The following is a 15,187-nucleotide window of genomic DNA, read 5'->3' on the forward strand; positions in this document are numbered from 1 at the left end:
CGATAGTTTCGGCTGTGTGAGCGAACGATGGAGCCGCGACCAGGTGCTCGGCCTCGCGCCGGACGCCGCGTCCGCCAAGGCGGCGGGGAGCGTCGCCAAGCCCGCCAAGTGGGGCGGGACGGGGTGCGACGACGAGGCGGTCTGGGGCGAGTGCCAGGGCAGCGGGAAGTCCGTGTACCGGGCGGGCGTCGATCTGACCGAGCCCGCCTTCCGCTGCTCGTGCCCGAGCCGGAAGATCCCCTGCAAGCACGTGTTGGGCCTGCTCCTCCTGTGGGCGGCCGGCTCGGTGGAGGACGGGCCGCGTGCGGGCTGGGTCGCCGAGTGGCTGGCGGAACGGCGGGAGCGCGCCGACCGGGCGGCCCGGCGGCGGGCCGCGGCGGCGGACAGGAGCGGCGACGAGGGCGCGGGCGACGGCAGGGGCAAGGACCCGAAGACGGCCGAGCGGCGGGAGCGGCGCGTCGAGGACGGGCTCGCCGAACTCGACCGGTGGCTCCGCGACCAGGTCGCGCACGGGCTCGCGCAGGCGGAGAAGGCCCCCTACCGGCTGTGGGACGACGCGGCGCGGCGGCTCGTCGACGCGCAGGCGGGCGGTCTCGCCGGGCCGGTCAAGGGCCTCGCCGCGATCCCGCGGACGCCCGGCTGGCCCGACCGGCTGCTGGAGGAGTACGCGCTGCTGCGGCTCCTCGTCCGGGCCCACCGGCGGCGGGATGAGCTGCCCCAGGGGCTGCGCGAGACCGTCCGTTCCCGCGTCGGATTCACGGTCCCGCAGGACGAGGTCGTCAGCGGCGGGGAGCGCGTCCGGGACCACTGGTGCGTGACCGGGTCGCGGGACACCGCGCAGGACCTGCTCACCACGCGGCGGGTGTGGCTGCGCGGGCGGCGGACCGGCCGCCCTGCGCTCGTGCTGTCGTTCTCCGCACCGGGCACGTCCCTGGACGCGTCGCTCATCGTGGGTACGGAGGTCGATGCCGAGCTGGCGTTCTACCCGGGTGCGCAGCCGCTGCGGGCGCTGGTCGCCGAGCGCTTCGGGGCTGCGGTCCCGGCCGCGCCCGGCGGGACGTCCGTCCAAGGGTTCTTGGACGAGCACGCCGCGGCCCTCGCGCGGGACCCGTGGCTGGACCGCTGGCCGGCGACGCTGGAGAACGTCCGGCTCGCCCGCGCCGAGGGAGGCGACCTGTACGCGGCCGACCTGTACGCGACTGACGAAGCCGGGGACGCGCTGCCGCTCCGGATGGCGGACCCGTGGCGGCTGCTCGCGCTGTCGGGCGGCGGGCCGGTGACGCTCGCCGGGGAGTGGAGACCGCGCGGCCTGCGTCCGCTGGCCGCGTGGCACGAGACCGAGGGGACGGTGGTCCTGTGACCGGCCCGGACGAGAACGGGTGGAGCGCGCACGTGACCGCGGCGCTGCTGGGCACCGAGCGGCGCGACCCGCCGGTCCTGCCCGAGGCCCCCGCCGGAGACGGCGGCGGCGGCGACAGGGCCGGGCGGCTGCTCGACCAGGCGGCGCTGCTGACCGTGCGGCGCCGGGCCGGGCGCGTCCCCTCCCGCGCGGCGCCCGTTCCGGTGGCGCTCGCCCCGGTGGAGGACGCCCCGGTCGTCCCCGCGCCCGCGGCGGCGCGGCTGCGGCGGATCCTGGGCGGGGAGCACGCCCGGGTGCTGGCCGAGTGGCTGGACGCCGCGGCGGCGCGCGGGCTGCGGGTGCCCGCCCAGCTGCTGCCCGACCTGCTGGAACGCGGGCGCGGCGACCGGGCGCTGCGGCCGTCGATCGCGCGGGCGGCCGGGCGCCGGGGCGTGTGGCTGGCGCTGCAGAACACCGACTGGGCGTACCTGGTCGGCTCCGGCGACGATCCCGGCGGCGGCCCCGAGGTGTGGGAGACCGGGACGCGCAACCGGCGGGTCGCCTACCTGACCGGGCTGCGCGAGACCGATCCTGAGCGGGCCGGGGAACTGCTCCGCGAGACGTGGGCCAAAGAGCCCGCACCCGACCGCGCCGCCTTCCTCGCCACCTTCGCGCACGGCCTGTCCCCGGACGACGAGGAGTTCCTGGAGGCCGCCCTGGAGGACCGCGGGAAGGACGTGCGGCAGATCGCGTCCGACCTGCTGGCCCGGCTGCCCGGCTCCGCCTACGGCGAGCGGATGGCGGCGCGCGCCCGCGCCTGCCTGGCGGCGGAGGTCCGCACGGTGCGGGGGCGGCAGCAGACGTGGATCAAGGTCGATCCGCCGCCCGCGCACGACGAGGAGATGGCGCGCGACGGCATCCCGTTCCACCCGGCCGGGTCGTTCGTGCCGCGGGGCGGCAGGCCGGTGGGGGCGCGGTCGGCGTGGCTCCGCGAGGTCCTGTCCCGCACTCCCCTGACCACCTGGACGGAGCTGTTCGGGCTGCCGCCGATCGAGATCGTGTGCCTGCCCATCACCGCGGTTGCCGGTGGCTCCGGAGGGGCGGCGGCCCGGAACGAGCCGGAGGACGGGAGCGACGTGCACGTCGGATGGGCCCGCGCCGCCGTGATCCAGCGCGACGCCGGGTGGGCGCGGGCGCTGTTCAAGGGCGGCGTCATGGTGGACGAGCCCGAGGCGCTCGCCGACCTGCTGCCCGTCCTGCCCGAGGCGGAGCGCGACACCGCGGCGGCCGGCCTGATCCGCTGGGTCAAGGGCGAGATCGACCTGCTCCGCGTCCTCGAACGGGTGCCGGGGCCGTGGACGGGGGCGCTCGCGGCGGCGGTGGTCGCGATCGTCACGGCGGCCGCCGAACGCGAGACGCGCCGCGAGGAGCACCTGGTCAACCAGCTGTGCCGGCTCGCCCACGAGCGGCTCGACCCCGCCGCAGCGCCCCGGCTCGACGCGCTCGCGGCCGAAGCGGGCGCCGCGGCCCCGCGCGCCGTCACCGATCTGATCGACACCCTGCGCTTTCGCGATGAGATGTTGAAGGAGTTGAGTTCGTGACCGAAAAGCACGTGCCGGGGGGCCTGGAGGGGCGCCCCTCCGGAGAGACCGCGGTTCTGCGGCCGCATGCGGAGCAGGAGTACGCCGGCGAGCTGGCGCGGCTGGCCGAGCACGACGACCGGCCCCGCCCGCCCGGCTGGCGGCTGTCGCCGTGGGCCGTCACCACGTACCTGCTCGGCGGCGAGCTGCCCGACGGCACGGCGGTCACCCCGAAGTACGTGGGGCCGCGCCGGCTGATGGAGGTCGCGGTCGCGACGCTGGCCACCGACCGCGCCCTGCTGCTGCTCGGCGTGCCGGGGACGGCGAAGACGTGGGTGTCGGAGCATCTCGCCGCGGCCGTCAGCGGCGACTCCACCCTCCTCGTGCAGGGGACGGCGGGCACGGCGGAGGAGGCGATCCGCTACGGCTGGAACTACGCGCGGCTGCTCGCCGAGGGCCCGTCGGAGCAGGCGCTGGTGGAGAGCCCGCTGATGCGCGCGATGCGGCTCGGCGCGGTCGCCCGCATCGAGGAGCTGACCCGGATGCCGTCCGACGTCCAGGACACGCTGATCACCGTCCTGTCGGAGAAGACGCTGCCGGTCCCCGAGCTGAACACCGAGGTGCAGGCGCGCAAGGGCTTCACGGTCATCGCGACCGCGAACGACCGCGACCGGGGCGTGAACGAGCTGTCCAGCGCGCTGCGCCGCCGGTTCAACACCGTGGTGCTCCCGCTCCCCGAGTCCGTCGAGGAGGAGGTCGGCATCGTGGCGCGCCGCGTCGACCAGATCGGCGCGGGGCTGGAGCTGCCCGAGTCCCCGGCGGGCCTGGAGGAGATCCGCCGCGTCGTCACCGTGTTCCGCGAGCTGCGCTCGGGCGTGACGGGCGACGGGCGGACCAAGCTCAAGTCGCCCAGCGGGACGCTCAGCACCGCCGAGGCCATCTCGGTGATCACCAGCGGGCTGGCGCTGGCCGCGCACTTCGGCGACGGGGTGCTGCGCGCCGCGGACGTGGCGGGCGGGATCGTCGGCGCCGTCGTGCAGGACCCGGTGTCCGACCGGGTGGTGTGGCAGGAGTACCTGGAGGCGGTCGTCCGCGACCGGCCGGAGTGGCGCGACTTCTACCGCGCGTGCCGGGAGGTCTCTTGAGCCACGTCGAGGTCTACGGGATCCGCCACCACGGGCCCGGCTCGGCGCGGGCGCTGCGCGGCGCCCTGGAGGAGTTCAAGCCGGACGCGGTGCTGATCGAGGGCCCGCCCGAGGCCGACCCGATCGTGGCGCTGGCCGGCGAGCCGGGGATGGTGCCGCCGGTCGCGCTGCTGGCCTACTCCCCCGCCACCGGCGGTGCCCCGGCCGGTGCGGGCGCCGGTGCGGGCGCCGGTGACCGGGGCGACGGCCGCAAGGCCGCGTTCTGGCCGTTCGCCGAGTTCAGCCCGGAATGGCAGGCGATCCGGTACGCCCTCGGCGCGGGGGTCCCCGTCCGCTTCTGCGACCTTCCGGCAGCGCACCAGCTCGTCCCGTCCCCCGGCGCGGAGGAGGACTCCGAACCGGAGGACGCGGAGAAGGAGAGCGCGGAGAAGGACCGCGCCGGGGAGGGCGAGGCTCCACCGGAGCCGGCGGAGGGCATCCGGCTGGATCCGCTGGGGTGGCTGGCGAAGGCCGCCGGGTACGACGACGCCGAGCGGTGGTGGGACGACGTCGTCGAGCACCGCGGCGGCGGGCCCTCGCCGTTCCCGGCGATCGCCGAGGCCATGGCCGAGCTGCGCGAGCAGCTCGCCGAGCTCCCGGAGGGCGCCGCGTCCGCCGGCCTTCCGCCCGGCCACCTGCTGCGGGAGGAGCAGCGCGAGGCGCACATGCGGCGGACGCTGCGCCGCACCCTCAAGGAGGGCCACGAGCGGGTCGCCGTGGTGTGCGGCGCGTGGCACGTCCCGGCCCTGCGGGCGAAGGTCCCGGCGGCCCACGACGACCGGACCCTGCGCGGGCTGCCGAAGGCCAAGGTCGCGATGACGTGGGTGCCGTGGACGCACGGGCGGCTGTCCGGGCGCTCCGGCTACGGCGCGGGCGTCCGGTCCCCCGGCTGGTACCACCACCTGTTCACCGCCCCGGACCGGCCGGTCGAGCGGTGGCTCACCGCCGCCGCCCGCGTCCTGCGCGACGAGGACCTGCACGTCTCCTCGGCGCACGTGATCGAGGCCGTCCGGCTCGCCGAGGCCCTCGCCGCGCTGCGGGGGCGCCCCCTCGCCGGGCTGGACGAGGTGACCGAGGCGACCAGGGCGGTGCTGTGCGAGGGCGCCGACCTGCCGGTCGAGCTGATCCAGCGGCGCATGGTCGTCGGGGAGCGGCTCGGCGCCGTCCCGGAGCGGACGCCGATGGTCCCGCTCCAGCGCGACCTGCAGGCGCAGCAGCGGCGGCTGCGGCTCAAGCCGTCCGCGCTCGACAAGGAGCAGGACCTCGACCTGCGCAGGCCCGTGGACCTGGAGCGCAGCCGCCTCCTGCACCGCCTCCGCCTCCTGCACGTCGACTGGGGCGTCCCGGCCGAGACGGGCCGGTCCAAGGGCACGTTCCGCGAGACGTGGACGCTGGCGTGGCGGCCGGAGTTCGACGTCGAGCTGATCGAGGCGAGCGCGTGGGGCACCACCGTCCGCGGCGCGGCCACGGCCCGCGCGGAGTCGGCCGCCACCGGCGCCGGCACCCTCGCCGACCTGACCTCGGTGGCGGAGCGCTGCCTGCTCGCCGACCTCGGCGACGCGCTGCCGACCGTCATGCGCGTGCTCGCCGACCGGGCCGCGGTCGACACCGACGTCGCGCAGCTGATGTCCGCGATGCCCGCCCTCGTGCGGGCGCTGCGCTACGGCGACGTGCGCGGCACGCCCACCGGCCCGCTCCGCACGGTCGTCGACGGCCTCGTCGTGCGCATCTGCGTCGGGCTCCCGCCGGCCGTCACCGGCCTGGACGACGACGCCGCCCGCGAGTTCCTCGGCCACGTCGACGCCGTGCACGGCGCGCTGGCGCTACTGGCCGAGGACGGCCACATCGAGCGCTGGCGCCGCACGCTGGAGGGCCTCGTGGCCCGCCCGGAGTCCCTGCACGGCCTGATCGAGGGGCGCCTCACCCGGCTCCTCCTGGACGCGGGCCGCCTGCACGACGCGGCCGACCGGATGGCGCGGGCCGTGTCCACCGGCACCGCCCCCGCGCGCGCCGCCGCCTGGGTGGAGGGCTTTCTGTCCGGCGGCGGGCTGATCCTCATGCACGACACCGCGCTCCTCCGCCTCGTCGACGACTGGATCGCGGGGCTGCCGGGCGACTCGTTCACCGACGTGCTCCCCCTGCTGCGCCGCACCTTCGGCGCCTACGCCGACGCCGAGCGCCGCGCCATCGGCGAGCGGCTGCGCCGCCTGGACCAGACCTCCGCCGCGTCGTCCGGCCCGGACGAGGAGGACGTGGACGCCGCCCGCGCGGCCGCCGCGACCGCGACGACCCTGCACATCCTCGGCTGGGAGGGATCATCGTGAACGATGCGGCGGCGCCGGAGGACGACCGGCTGCGGCGGTGGCGGCTCGTGCTCGGCGGAGGGCGGGCCGACGGGACCGGGGTGACGCTCGCCGGGGACGACGCGCGGATGGACGGGGCGCTGGAGCGGCTCTACGGGGCGGGCGGCGAGGAGGGGCGCTCGCGGCGGCGCGGCGCCGGGCTCGGCGACTCGGCGCCCTCGGTGGCGCGGTGGCTCGGCGACATCCGCACGTACTTCCCGTCGAGCGTCGTCCAGGTCATGCAGAAGGACGCGATCGAGCGGCTCGACCTCACCCGGCTGCTGCTGGAGCCGGAGATGCTCGACGCCGTCGAACCGGACGTCCACCTCGTCGGGACGCTGCTGTCGCTGAACCGGGTGATGCCCGACCGGGCGCGGGAGTCCGCGCGGGCCGTGGTGCGGAAGGTCGTCACCGAGCTGGAGCGGCGGCTCGCCCAGAAGACGCGCTCGGCGCTCGGCGGGGCGCTGGACAGGTCGGCGCGGGTGCTGCGGCCGCGGCGGCTCGCCGACGTCGACTGGGAGCGCACGATCCGCGCGAACCTGCGGCACTACCTGCCCGAGCACGGGACGCTCGTCCCGGAGCGGCTCATCGGGTACGGGCGGCGGCGGCAGGCCGTGAAGCGGGACGTGATCCTCGCGATCGACCAGAGCGGGTCGATGGCGGCGTCGGTGGTGTACGCGAGCGTGTTCGGCGCGGTGCTGGCGTCCATGCGGTCGCTGCGGACGTCGCTGGTGGTGTTCGACACGAACGTGGTCGACCTGACCGCCCAGCTGCACGACCCCGTGGAGGTGCTGTTCGGCACGCAGCTCGGCGGCGGAACCGACATCAACCGGGCGGTCGCCTACTGCCAGGGCCTGGTGGCGCGGCCGGACGACACGATCCTCGTGCTCATCAGCGACCTGTACGAGGGCGGGATCCGGGACGAGCTGCTGCGGCGGGTGGCGGCGCTGACGTCGGCGGGCGTGCAGGTCGTGGTGCTGCTCGCCCTGTCGGACGAGGGCGCCCCGGCCTACGACCACGAGAACGCGGCGGCGCTGGCGGCGATGGGCGTCCCGGCGTTCGCGTGCACGCCGGACGCGTTCCCCGACCTGATGGCCGCCGCGATCGAACGCCGCGACCTGAGGGAGTGGTCGGAGCGGAACGACCCGGGCGCCGCGGGGTGACCGTCAGCGGGGGGCTCTCGTCAGGCCGCGGGCGAGCAGGACCACGACGACGGCGGTCACCACGGCGTGCCCGGCGAGCGCGGACACCTGGATCTCGACGAGCGCGCCCCACGCGCCCCACATCGCGACCCGGGCGACGCGGGCGCCCATCACCGTCCACGCCGCGGGGCGGCTGCCGCGCCAGGCGAGGATCACCGCCACCAGCGTGACCACCGCCAGCACGGCGAACGACGACGCGACCACGGGCAGCAGCCCGCCGCGGGCGCCCTCGCTCAGCGCCGGCCTGGCGATCAGGATGGCGAGGGCGGCCACGTCCAGCACGGCCAGGAACGCCGCGAGGCCGAGGCCCGCCACCAGCGCCGGGCCGCGCCGGAGCGCGGGGCCGGTGCGCGGTGCCGGGGACGGCCGGTGCGCGTCGGCGGCCGGGCCCGGCTCGCCGCCGCCGTGCGGCCACGGCGCGCGCCACGTCTCCGGTGCGGCGGGACCGGGCGGGTACGGGGGCGCGCCGTCCGGCGGCGGCTGCCGGATCGTCGCGGGTTCCGCGTCCTGGGTGAGCCGGGCGGTCGGCGGCCCTGCGGCGGGCTGCGCACCGTGGAACCCGGCGCCGGACATGGCGCCGGATGCGGGAGCCGGGACACCGGGCGCCGGGACCGTGGGGCCGGGGAGGCGCTCGGTCGCGGTCTGCGGGCGGGTGCTCCCGTCGCGTTCGCCGAGGAGCCACAGCAGGACGTCCTCGGAGGCGGGGCGGGCCTTCGGGTCCTTGGCGAGGCAGGCCGCGGCGACCTCGGCGAGCTTGCCCGGCAGCACGCCCAGGTCGGGCGTCTCGTGCATGATCCGGTACATGACGGCGGGCAGCGGGCCGCCGGCGAAGGGGTCACGGCCGGTGGCGGCGAACAGCAGGGTGCCCGCCCAGGCGAACAGGTCGGTGGCGGGCCCGACGCGGCCGGAGAACTGCTCGGGCGCCATGTAGGCGGGCGTCCCGACGACCTGGCTGGTCAGCGTGGACCCGGCGTCGAACGCGCGGGCGATGCCGAAGTCGATCACGCGGGGGCCGTCCGGCCCCATCAGCACGTTCTGCGGCTTGAAGTCGCGGTGCACGACGTTGGCGCGGTGGATCGCCGACAGCGCCGTCACCGAGCTGATGGCGAGGCGGTCGAGGTCGGCGCCCGAGCGCGGGCCCTCCTCCAGGACGAGCGCGCGCAGCGACCGCCCGGGGATGTACTCGCTGACGATGTAGGGGCGGTCGCCGGCCGTGTCGGCCTCGAGCATCTGCGCGGTGCAGAACCCCGCGACGCGCTGCAGCAGGGCCAGCTCGCGGACGAAGCGCTCCCGGGCGCCGGCGTCCCCCAGCAGCTGCGCGTGCAGGAGTTTCACGGCGACGCGGGACGGCCCGCCGGCGGGCTCCACCGGGCGGCCGAGGTAGACCACGCCCTGGCCCCCGGTGCCGATCCGGCCGAGCAGCTCCCAGCCGCCGAGCCGGTCGGGGTCGGCCGCGGTGAGCGGAATCGGGCTCGCCATTCGTACCCCCGTCCGGGTCCCCCGGATACCGGCCGGGCGGCCGGCGTAAAAAATTCGGCATTCCGCCGGGCACAAATCCGCTCCACCCGGCATCAAAGAGTATAGATACGGGGAGCCCGGAGCGGGAGAGACAAAGCATGGCCGAGATCCATTCACCAATTGCCCGGTTCACGGGGCCGGCGGCGGCGGTCGCGGCCCTTGCGCTGGCGGCGGGCGTGCTGACCGCGTGCGGGGACGCGGGGGCGGCCATCACCCGGCTGACGGTGGGGACGCCGGGCCCGGACCCGTACACGCTGGTGTCCGGCACCGACAAGACCGATGTCAAGGAACGGCCGAAGGCGGGCGGGACCCAGACCGGCGACTCCCCCGGCCTGTACGGGGGAACGCGCCAGGAGGCGACGTGCGACCCGCAGAAGCTGATCGCGTTCCTCCAGGCCAATCCCGGCAAGGCGCGGGCCTGGGCGGGCGTCCAGGGGATCCCGGTGAGCGACATCCCGCGGTACGTGTCGCGGCTGACGCCGGTGCTGCTGCGGACCGACACGCTGGTCACCAACCACGGCTACCGGAACGGGAAGGCGACGAGCGGCCCCGCCGTGCTGCAGGCGGGAATGGGCGTTCTGGTCAATGGCTACGGGGTGCCGGTCGTGAAGTGCAATTGCGGTAATCCGCTGACCCGGCCGGACAGAAAGATCTCCCCGGACGGCGCGTCCTACACCGGCCGGTCCTGGCCGGGATTCGAGAAGCGGAATGTGACCGAGATCGAGCCGCGGGATTCGGAGAAGGGGACGATCACCACGTTCGTCCTGGTCGATCCCGAGGGCACGATGGGGTTCGAGCGGCCGCGCGCCACCGAGGGCGAGGCCGACGGGCCGCCGGCGGAGCTCCCGGCGACCGAGACCGAGGTCACCGACAGCGAATCGCCGTCGCCGTACGATTCGGGACTGGAGTCACCGGGGACGGAGTCACCGGGGACCGGGACGCCCGGCACCGAGCCCACGGGCACCGAGTCTCCCGGCACGCCCTCGCCCGGCACCGGGGAGGGCGGCGGGGACTCCCCCGGCTCACCGGGCGTGACCTCGCACGACCCGGGTATGGGCGGCGGGGACCCGGCGGGCTCGGGCACCGGCGAGGAGTCGCGGGCGCCGATCTCGCTGCCGCCGTCCGAGGAGCCCGCCCCGCCGGTCGGCTGAGTACCGTGCGGTATATTTGCTCATATGAGCAGTGCTTCAGATGTCGCCCCCGCCGACGCGTGCGCCGTCCGCGTGGTCGATCCTGAGAAGGTCGCCCTCGTCACCGCCGCCCTGCCGGACGCGGAGACGGTCGCCGAGCTGGCGCAGGTGTTCGGGCTGCTGTCCGACCCGGGGCGGCTGAGGGTGATCACCGCACTGCTGGAGGGCGGGGAGATGTGCGTCTGCGACATCGCCGCCGCCTGCGGGCACTCGGAGTCGGCGGTCTCGCACGCGCTGCGCCTGCTGCGCGCCAACCGCGTCGTCCGGGTCCGCAGGGCCGGCCGGATGGCCTACTACCGGCTGGCCGACTCGCACGTCCGCATGCTGCTGGACCTCGCCCTCACCCACGTCGGCCACGGGGAGGAAGGCACATGACCGGGGACCGGGAGAGCGCTCCGGCTCCGCGCACGAACGGGCACGCGCACCGCCGTCGGCACGGGCACGGGCATGGACACGGGCACGCCGTGTCGGCGGGGGCCGACCGGCGGCTGCTCGGCACCGCGCTGGCGCTGATCCTCACCTTCATGGTGGGCGAGGTCGCGGTCGGCCTCATCGCCGGGTCGCTGGCGCTGATCACCGACGCCGCGCACATGACGACCGACGCGTTCGCGATCGCGCTGGCGCTGGTCACGATGCGCATCGCGGCGCGACCGCCGAAGGGCGGCTTCACCTACGGCCTGCGCCGCGCCGAGATCCTGTCCGCCCAGCTCAACGGGCTGACGCTGATCCTGCTCACGGCCTACTTCACCTACGAGGGTGTCCGGAGGCTGATCGAACCGCACGCCGTCGAGGGCCAGTTCGTGTTCTGGACGGCGCTGGTCGGCATCGCGGTCAACGTCGCGGCGACCTGGCTGATCAGCAGGGCGGACCGGAGCAGCCTCAACGTCGAGGGCGCGTTCCAGCACATCCTCAACGACCTGTTCGCGTTCATCGCCACGGCCATCGCGGGCCTGGTCGTGTGGACGACCGGCTTCGACCGCGCCGACGCGATCGCGTCGCTGCTGGTGGCCGCGCTGATGCTGAAGGCCGGGTACGGGCTGCTGCGGGACGCGGGCCGGGTCCTCATGGAGGCCGCGCCGGCGGGCATCGACCCGTCCGAGCTCGGCACCAGGCTCGCCGCGCGCCCCTGCGTGCAGGAGGTGCACGACCTGCACGTCTGGGAGGTCAGCTCCGGCTACCCGGCGCTGTCGGCGCACGTCCTGGTCGACACCGGGGGCGACTGCCACGCCGTCCGGCGCGACCTCCAGGAGCTGCTGCGGGCCTCGTACGGGATCACCCACACGACCCTGGAGGTCGACCACGTGCACGAGCCCTCCGGGGACGGGCAAGGCCACTGCGACGACCCGCACGGCCCCCGCCACGTGGGCGACACCGGCGCCCCGCACGAACACGCGGGCCCCGCCCCCTGCGACCACTAGCCCCCGATCCGGTGGCCGGGCCGCGGCGAGCCGCCGTCATGAGGGCCACGGGGGCGACGGCTCGCCGCGGGTCCGGCGGGGGTCGGGTGGTCGATCGCCCGGGCGGGCGTCAGCCGGCCGTGCAGGTGACGGCCGGCGTGCCCGGTGCCGGGCCGCTCCCCTGGAATCCGAAGCTCGTCGATCCGCCTTCGGGGACGGCTCCGTTGTAGTCCGCGTTCACGGCATGGACGTCGGCCCCGCTCTGGGTGACCGTGGCGTTCCAGCCGTTCACGACGCGCTGGCCGCCGGTGAACGTCCAGTCCGCGCTCCAGCCGGACAGCGGCTCGTCCCCGGTGTTGACAACGGTCACGGTCGCGGTGAACCCGCTGTTCCAGGAGTTGTCGGTGCGCAGCGTCGCGGAGCACTGCCGCCCGTCCCCCGGCGGGTCGGTCGGCGGGTCGGTGGTGCCGCCCACGTCGACGGAGAACGCGTTCGTCCGCAGGCCCTGCCCGCCCTGCCAGATCTCGAACCCGGCCTCGACGTCGATCAGGTACCAGTCCTCCTCGACGGCGTCGCGCGCCACGGCGTCCCTGGTGAAGGCCCGCAGGTCCAGGTCGTCGACGGACGCGGTGCCGGAGGTGCGGACGTAGGCGATGTACCGCCAGTCCATCTGGGTGGTCCACACGTCCCAGGAGGCGCCGGAGATCTGCACGCCGCTCGCGACCCGCGTCCCGGCGGGCTGGACGGGACCGTTGTAGTCCAGCCAGATCATCATCTCCGCGCCGTCCGGCGCCCCGGTCGTGGCGGGAGCGGTGTTGTACCAGAGGTCGTACGCGGCGTTGTACGAGCCCGAGCCGGGCAGGCTCGTGCTCCAGTCGGTCGTGACGGCCGGCATGTCGCCGTCCACCTGGACGGGCAGGCCGCTGCCGGTGGTGCACTGGCCCCAGTGGCAGCCCTTGAAGAGCGACGGGTACGCGGCGGGGGCGCCGCTGGTGGAGTTGGAGTGGCCGGCCGAGTCGACCGTGAATGACGTGCCGTCCACCGTGATGCACTGCGGCGTGTCCGCGCCCCAGATGTTGTTCTGGGCGATGTACTCGCCGCCCGCGACGGAGACCGTGTCGGTGGCTCCGCAGAGCTGGGTCGCGGCGCCGGCGGGCGCGACGAACGAGAACAGCGCCAGGGGAATCGCCAGGAGGAGGGCGGCGAGAACCGCGCCGGCCGTCAGACGCGCTTTCATGCGGGGACCTCATTCGGTGAACAGTGGGAGCGCTCCCAAAATCTCGGCGGCCGCCGGAACTGTCAAGGACGGGGACGGCGCCCCGTGCCGCCGCCGCCGATGACCAGCCGTCCGGCGTGAAAACTCGTGAAACGGCGGCTCGCGCGGTCAGGACAGGCCGAAGAACGCCGCCGGGCCGTGCCAGCAGACGGAGCGGAGCCAGTCGTCGCCGAGGTCGAGGGCGGCCAGCGCCTCCAGCTGGTGCGCGTACTGGTACGGGATGTTCGGGAAGTCCGTGCCGAGCAGGATGCGCCCCGCCAGGCCGAGGTCGCGCAGCCGGGGCATCAGCGCGGGCGGGAAGGCGCCCAGCTCGCCGAAGCTGGTGAAGGTCATCGTCGTGTCCAGATGGACGCGGTCGTACCGGTCGGCGAGGGCGAAGAAGCCGTCGAACTCCGGCGCGCCCAGGTGCGCGACGATCGTGGTGAGGCGCGGGTGCCGGGCGAGGACCTCGCCGAACGGCCCCGGCCCGGTGTACCCGTTGGCGACCGGGCCCGACCCGGCGTGCACGAGGGCCGGGACGCCGGCGTCGGCGAGCGTCCCCCACACCGGGTCGAGCTCCTTGGCCCGCGGGTCGAACCCGCCGACCTGGAGGTGGACCTTGAAGACCCGGGCTCCGGCGTCCAGCGCGCGGACGACGTAGTCCTCGACCCCGGGCTCGGGGAAGAACGTCGCGGTCTGGACGCATTCGGGGACGCGGGCGGCGAACCCGGCGGCCCACTCGTTCAGCGACTCGGCCATGCCGGGGCGGTGCGGGTACAGCAGCGAGGTGAACGCGCGGACGCCGAGCCCGCGCAGGAACGCCAGGCGCTCCTCCTCCGAGTCCCGGTACCGGATGGGCCAGTCGGTGCCGATCAGCGGGCCGGCCGCGTCGAAGTACTCCCAGACCGCGCTCATCAGCCGCTGCGGCATGAAGTGCACGTGGACGTCGATGATGCCGGGCAGGCCGAGCGCCCGCCAGAACGCGGGCACCCCGGAATCAGAACGAGGTTCGGTCACGTCCCGACCCTAGCCGGAGATCAGGTGATCTCGGCCAGCAGCGCGGGCAGGACGGCCCGCAGCTCGCGGCGCCAGTACGGCCAGCCGTGCGTGCCGCGGTAGAAGTGCGTCGACACCGGGAGCCCGAGCTTCCGCAGCTTGCCCGCGAACTCCAGCGACACGGTGTGGACGAGCGCCTCCAGCGCGTCCGGGCCGGTGCCGGGGCGCGGGTCGTACGGGCCGGGCGTGCCGTCGCCGGCGCTGACGTGGACCCGGACCCCGGCGAGCCGGTCGGCCAGGTCGTACGGGTTGTGCTGCCGCCACACGACGCGCTGCTCGACCGGGTCGCCCCACACGTCCGTCCAGTCGAGGGACGGCGCGCCGACCGCGACGCCCAGCTCCACGAGGTCGGCGACGTCCAGCCCCCACGGTTCGCGGTGCAGCGTGTGCACGGGCCCGCTGAACGAGGCCGCCGCCCGGAACAGGCCGCGGTGCCTCGCCGCGTACGACAGCGCGCCGAGCCCGCCCATCGCGTTGCCGGCGACGGCGCGGTCCGGCCCGGCGCGGTACCCGCGTTCGAGGATCTGCCGGAGCTCCCGCAGATGGAACGTCTCCCACTGCGGGGTGCCGCCACCGCCGCGGTTCCACCAGTCGGTGTAGCTGCCGCACGGCCCGCCGTCCGGCATGACGACGATCACGTCGGCGTCCTCGGTCAGCTCCTCGATGTCGGTGTGGTCGCTCCAGGCGGTGTGGCCCGCCCGGCGCGGGCCCGCGCCGTGCAGCAGCCACAGCACCGGCCACCTGCGCGCCGCGTCCCGCGACCAGGCGGGCGGCAGCAGCAGGCGGGCGCGGCCGGTGCCCGCGAGGACGGGCGAGCGGATCGCGAGATCGAGCACCCGGCGGCGGGGGCGGCGCTCGCCGACCACGGCCGCGCCGTCGTCGGCCAGGACGGACGAGCGGGCGGCGCCGCCGGCCGCGATGGACGCCGTCAGCCCGGCGACTCCGAGGACGAACCCAACTCCCGCAAAGCCGCGCAGCCCCATGTTCACGCCCCGGGTCATTCAGATGTACGTCACCTGTAATGGTCCCCACCTGCGGGCATGTTTCAACGGCCGGTTAAGGGTTTATAAAGTACCGGGCCGGGGTCCCGGTCCACGTTCACTGCCGGTACGACGCGGACGAGG

Annotated in this window: 12 protein-coding genes; 8 read left to right on the forward strand and 4 right to left on the reverse strand. The window is 75.5% G+C overall.

Going from position 1 to position 15,187, the window contains the following annotated elements; all coding sequences use genetic code 11:
- Window positions 1-16: 16 nt before the first annotated feature.
- From E1266_RS00995 to E1266_RS01015, 5 genes are read left to right on the forward strand one after another with little or no spacing between them, the layout of a single operon-like run.
- A complete protein-coding gene (locus tag E1266_RS00995; RefSeq protein WP_243718153.1) occupies window positions 17-1,360 on the forward strand; it encodes an SWIM zinc finger family protein in 1,344 nt (447 codons plus the stop codon).
- Complete coding sequence (locus E1266_RS01000; RefSeq protein WP_132042675.1) at window positions 1,357-2,940, forward strand: DUF5691 domain-containing protein; 1,584 nt, start codon at window positions 1,357-1,359, stop codon at window positions 2,938-2,940. The genes E1266_RS00995 and E1266_RS01000 overlap by 4 nt, the downstream gene beginning before the upstream one ends.
- On the forward strand, window positions 2,937-4,064 hold the full coding sequence (locus E1266_RS01005; RefSeq protein ID WP_243718154.1) for an AAA family ATPase: 1,128 nt from the start codon (window positions 2,937-2,939) through the stop codon (window positions 4,062-4,064). The genes E1266_RS01000 and E1266_RS01005 overlap by 4 nt, the downstream gene beginning before the upstream one ends.
- Complete coding sequence (locus tag E1266_RS01010; RefSeq protein WP_243718155.1) at window positions 4,061-6,427, forward strand: DUF5682 family protein; 2,367 nt, start codon at window positions 4,061-4,063, stop codon at window positions 6,425-6,427. Before E1266_RS01005 ends, E1266_RS01010 begins: the two co-directional genes overlap by 4 nt.
- Entirely contained in the window at window positions 6,424-7,608 is a 1,185-nt protein-coding gene (locus E1266_RS01015) for a VWA domain-containing protein (RefSeq protein WP_207945351.1), read from the forward strand. Before E1266_RS01010 ends, E1266_RS01015 begins: the two co-directional genes overlap by 4 nt.
- Window positions 7,609-7,611: 3 nt before the next feature.
- Here E1266_RS01015 and E1266_RS38700 read toward each other — a convergent pair whose 3' ends face one another.
- A complete protein-coding gene (locus E1266_RS38700) occupies window positions 7,612-9,126 on the reverse strand; it encodes a serine/threonine-protein kinase (RefSeq protein WP_243718156.1) in 1,515 nt (504 codons plus the stop codon).
- A gap of 137 nt (window positions 9,127-9,263) precedes the next feature.
- Here E1266_RS38700 and E1266_RS01025 point away from each other — a divergent pair, with 137 nt between their 5' ends.
- From E1266_RS01025 to E1266_RS01035, 3 genes are read left to right on the forward strand one after another with little or no spacing between them, the layout of a single operon-like run.
- Window positions 9,264-10,316, forward strand: coding sequence for a DUF6777 domain-containing protein (locus tag E1266_RS01025; protein WP_132042680.1), 1,053 nt, complete (start codon window positions 9,264-9,266; stop codon window positions 10,314-10,316).
- Between the two features lie 24 nt (window positions 10,317-10,340).
- Window positions 10,341-10,730: a metalloregulator ArsR/SmtB family transcription factor gene (locus E1266_RS01030; protein WP_132042683.1), complete on the forward strand. Its 390-nt coding sequence runs from the start codon at window positions 10,341-10,343 to the stop codon at window positions 10,728-10,730.
- On the forward strand, window positions 10,727-11,773 hold the full coding sequence (locus E1266_RS01035; protein WP_132042685.1) for a cation diffusion facilitator family transporter: 1,047 nt from the start codon (window positions 10,727-10,729) through the stop codon (window positions 11,771-11,773). Before E1266_RS01030 ends, E1266_RS01035 begins: the two co-directional genes overlap by 4 nt.
- 109 nt (window positions 11,774-11,882) lie before the next feature.
- On the opposite strand, the gene E1266_RS39795 is transcribed toward E1266_RS01035, so the two are convergent.
- From E1266_RS39795 to E1266_RS01050, 3 genes are all read right to left on the reverse strand, one after another.
- Entirely contained in the window at window positions 11,883-12,989 is a 1,107-nt protein-coding gene (locus tag E1266_RS39795) for a cellulose binding domain-containing protein (RefSeq protein ID WP_132042687.1), read from the reverse strand.
- Window positions 12,990-13,136: 147 nt separating this feature from the next.
- Complete coding sequence (locus E1266_RS01045) at window positions 13,137-14,024, reverse strand: amidohydrolase family protein (protein ID WP_132042689.1); 888 nt, start codon at window positions 14,022-14,024, stop codon at window positions 13,137-13,139.
- 20 nt (window positions 14,025-14,044) lie between these two features.
- Window positions 14,045-15,064: an alpha/beta hydrolase family protein gene (locus tag E1266_RS01050; RefSeq protein ID WP_132042691.1), complete on the reverse strand. Its 1,020-nt coding sequence runs from the start codon at window positions 15,062-15,064 to the stop codon at window positions 14,045-14,047.
- Window positions 15,065-15,187 lie beyond the last annotated feature (123 nt).

The organism is Actinomadura sp. 7K534 (assembly GCF_004348575.1).
Classification (GTDB): domain Bacteria; phylum Actinomycetota; class Actinomycetes; order Streptosporangiales; family Streptosporangiaceae; genus Spirillospora; species Spirillospora livida.

Excerpts from the sequence above, each read along its gene's own strand:
- E1266_RS01035 (WP_132042685.1), top strand. The coding sequence starts at position 10,727 with ATGACCGGGGACCGGGAGAGCGCTCCGGCTCCGCGCACGAACGGGCAC.
- E1266_RS39795 (WP_132042687.1), bottom strand. The coding sequence starts at position 12,989 with ATGAAAGCGCGTCTGACGGCCGGCGCGGTTCTCGCCGCCCTCCTCCTG.
- E1266_RS01030 (WP_132042683.1), top strand. The coding sequence starts at position 10,341 with ATGAGCAGTGCTTCAGATGTCGCCCCCGCCGACGCGTGCGCCGTCCGC.
- E1266_RS01050 (WP_132042691.1), bottom strand. The coding sequence starts at position 15,064 with ATGACCCGGGGCGTGAACATGGGGCTGCGCGGCTTTGCGGGAGTTGGG.
- E1266_RS01025 (WP_132042680.1), top strand. The coding sequence starts at position 9,264 with ATGGCCGAGATCCATTCACCAATTGCCCGGTTCACGGGGCCGGCGGCG.
- E1266_RS38700 (WP_243718156.1), bottom strand. The coding sequence starts at position 9,126 with ATGGCGAGCCCGATTCCGCTCACCGCGGCCGACCCCGACCGGCTCGGC.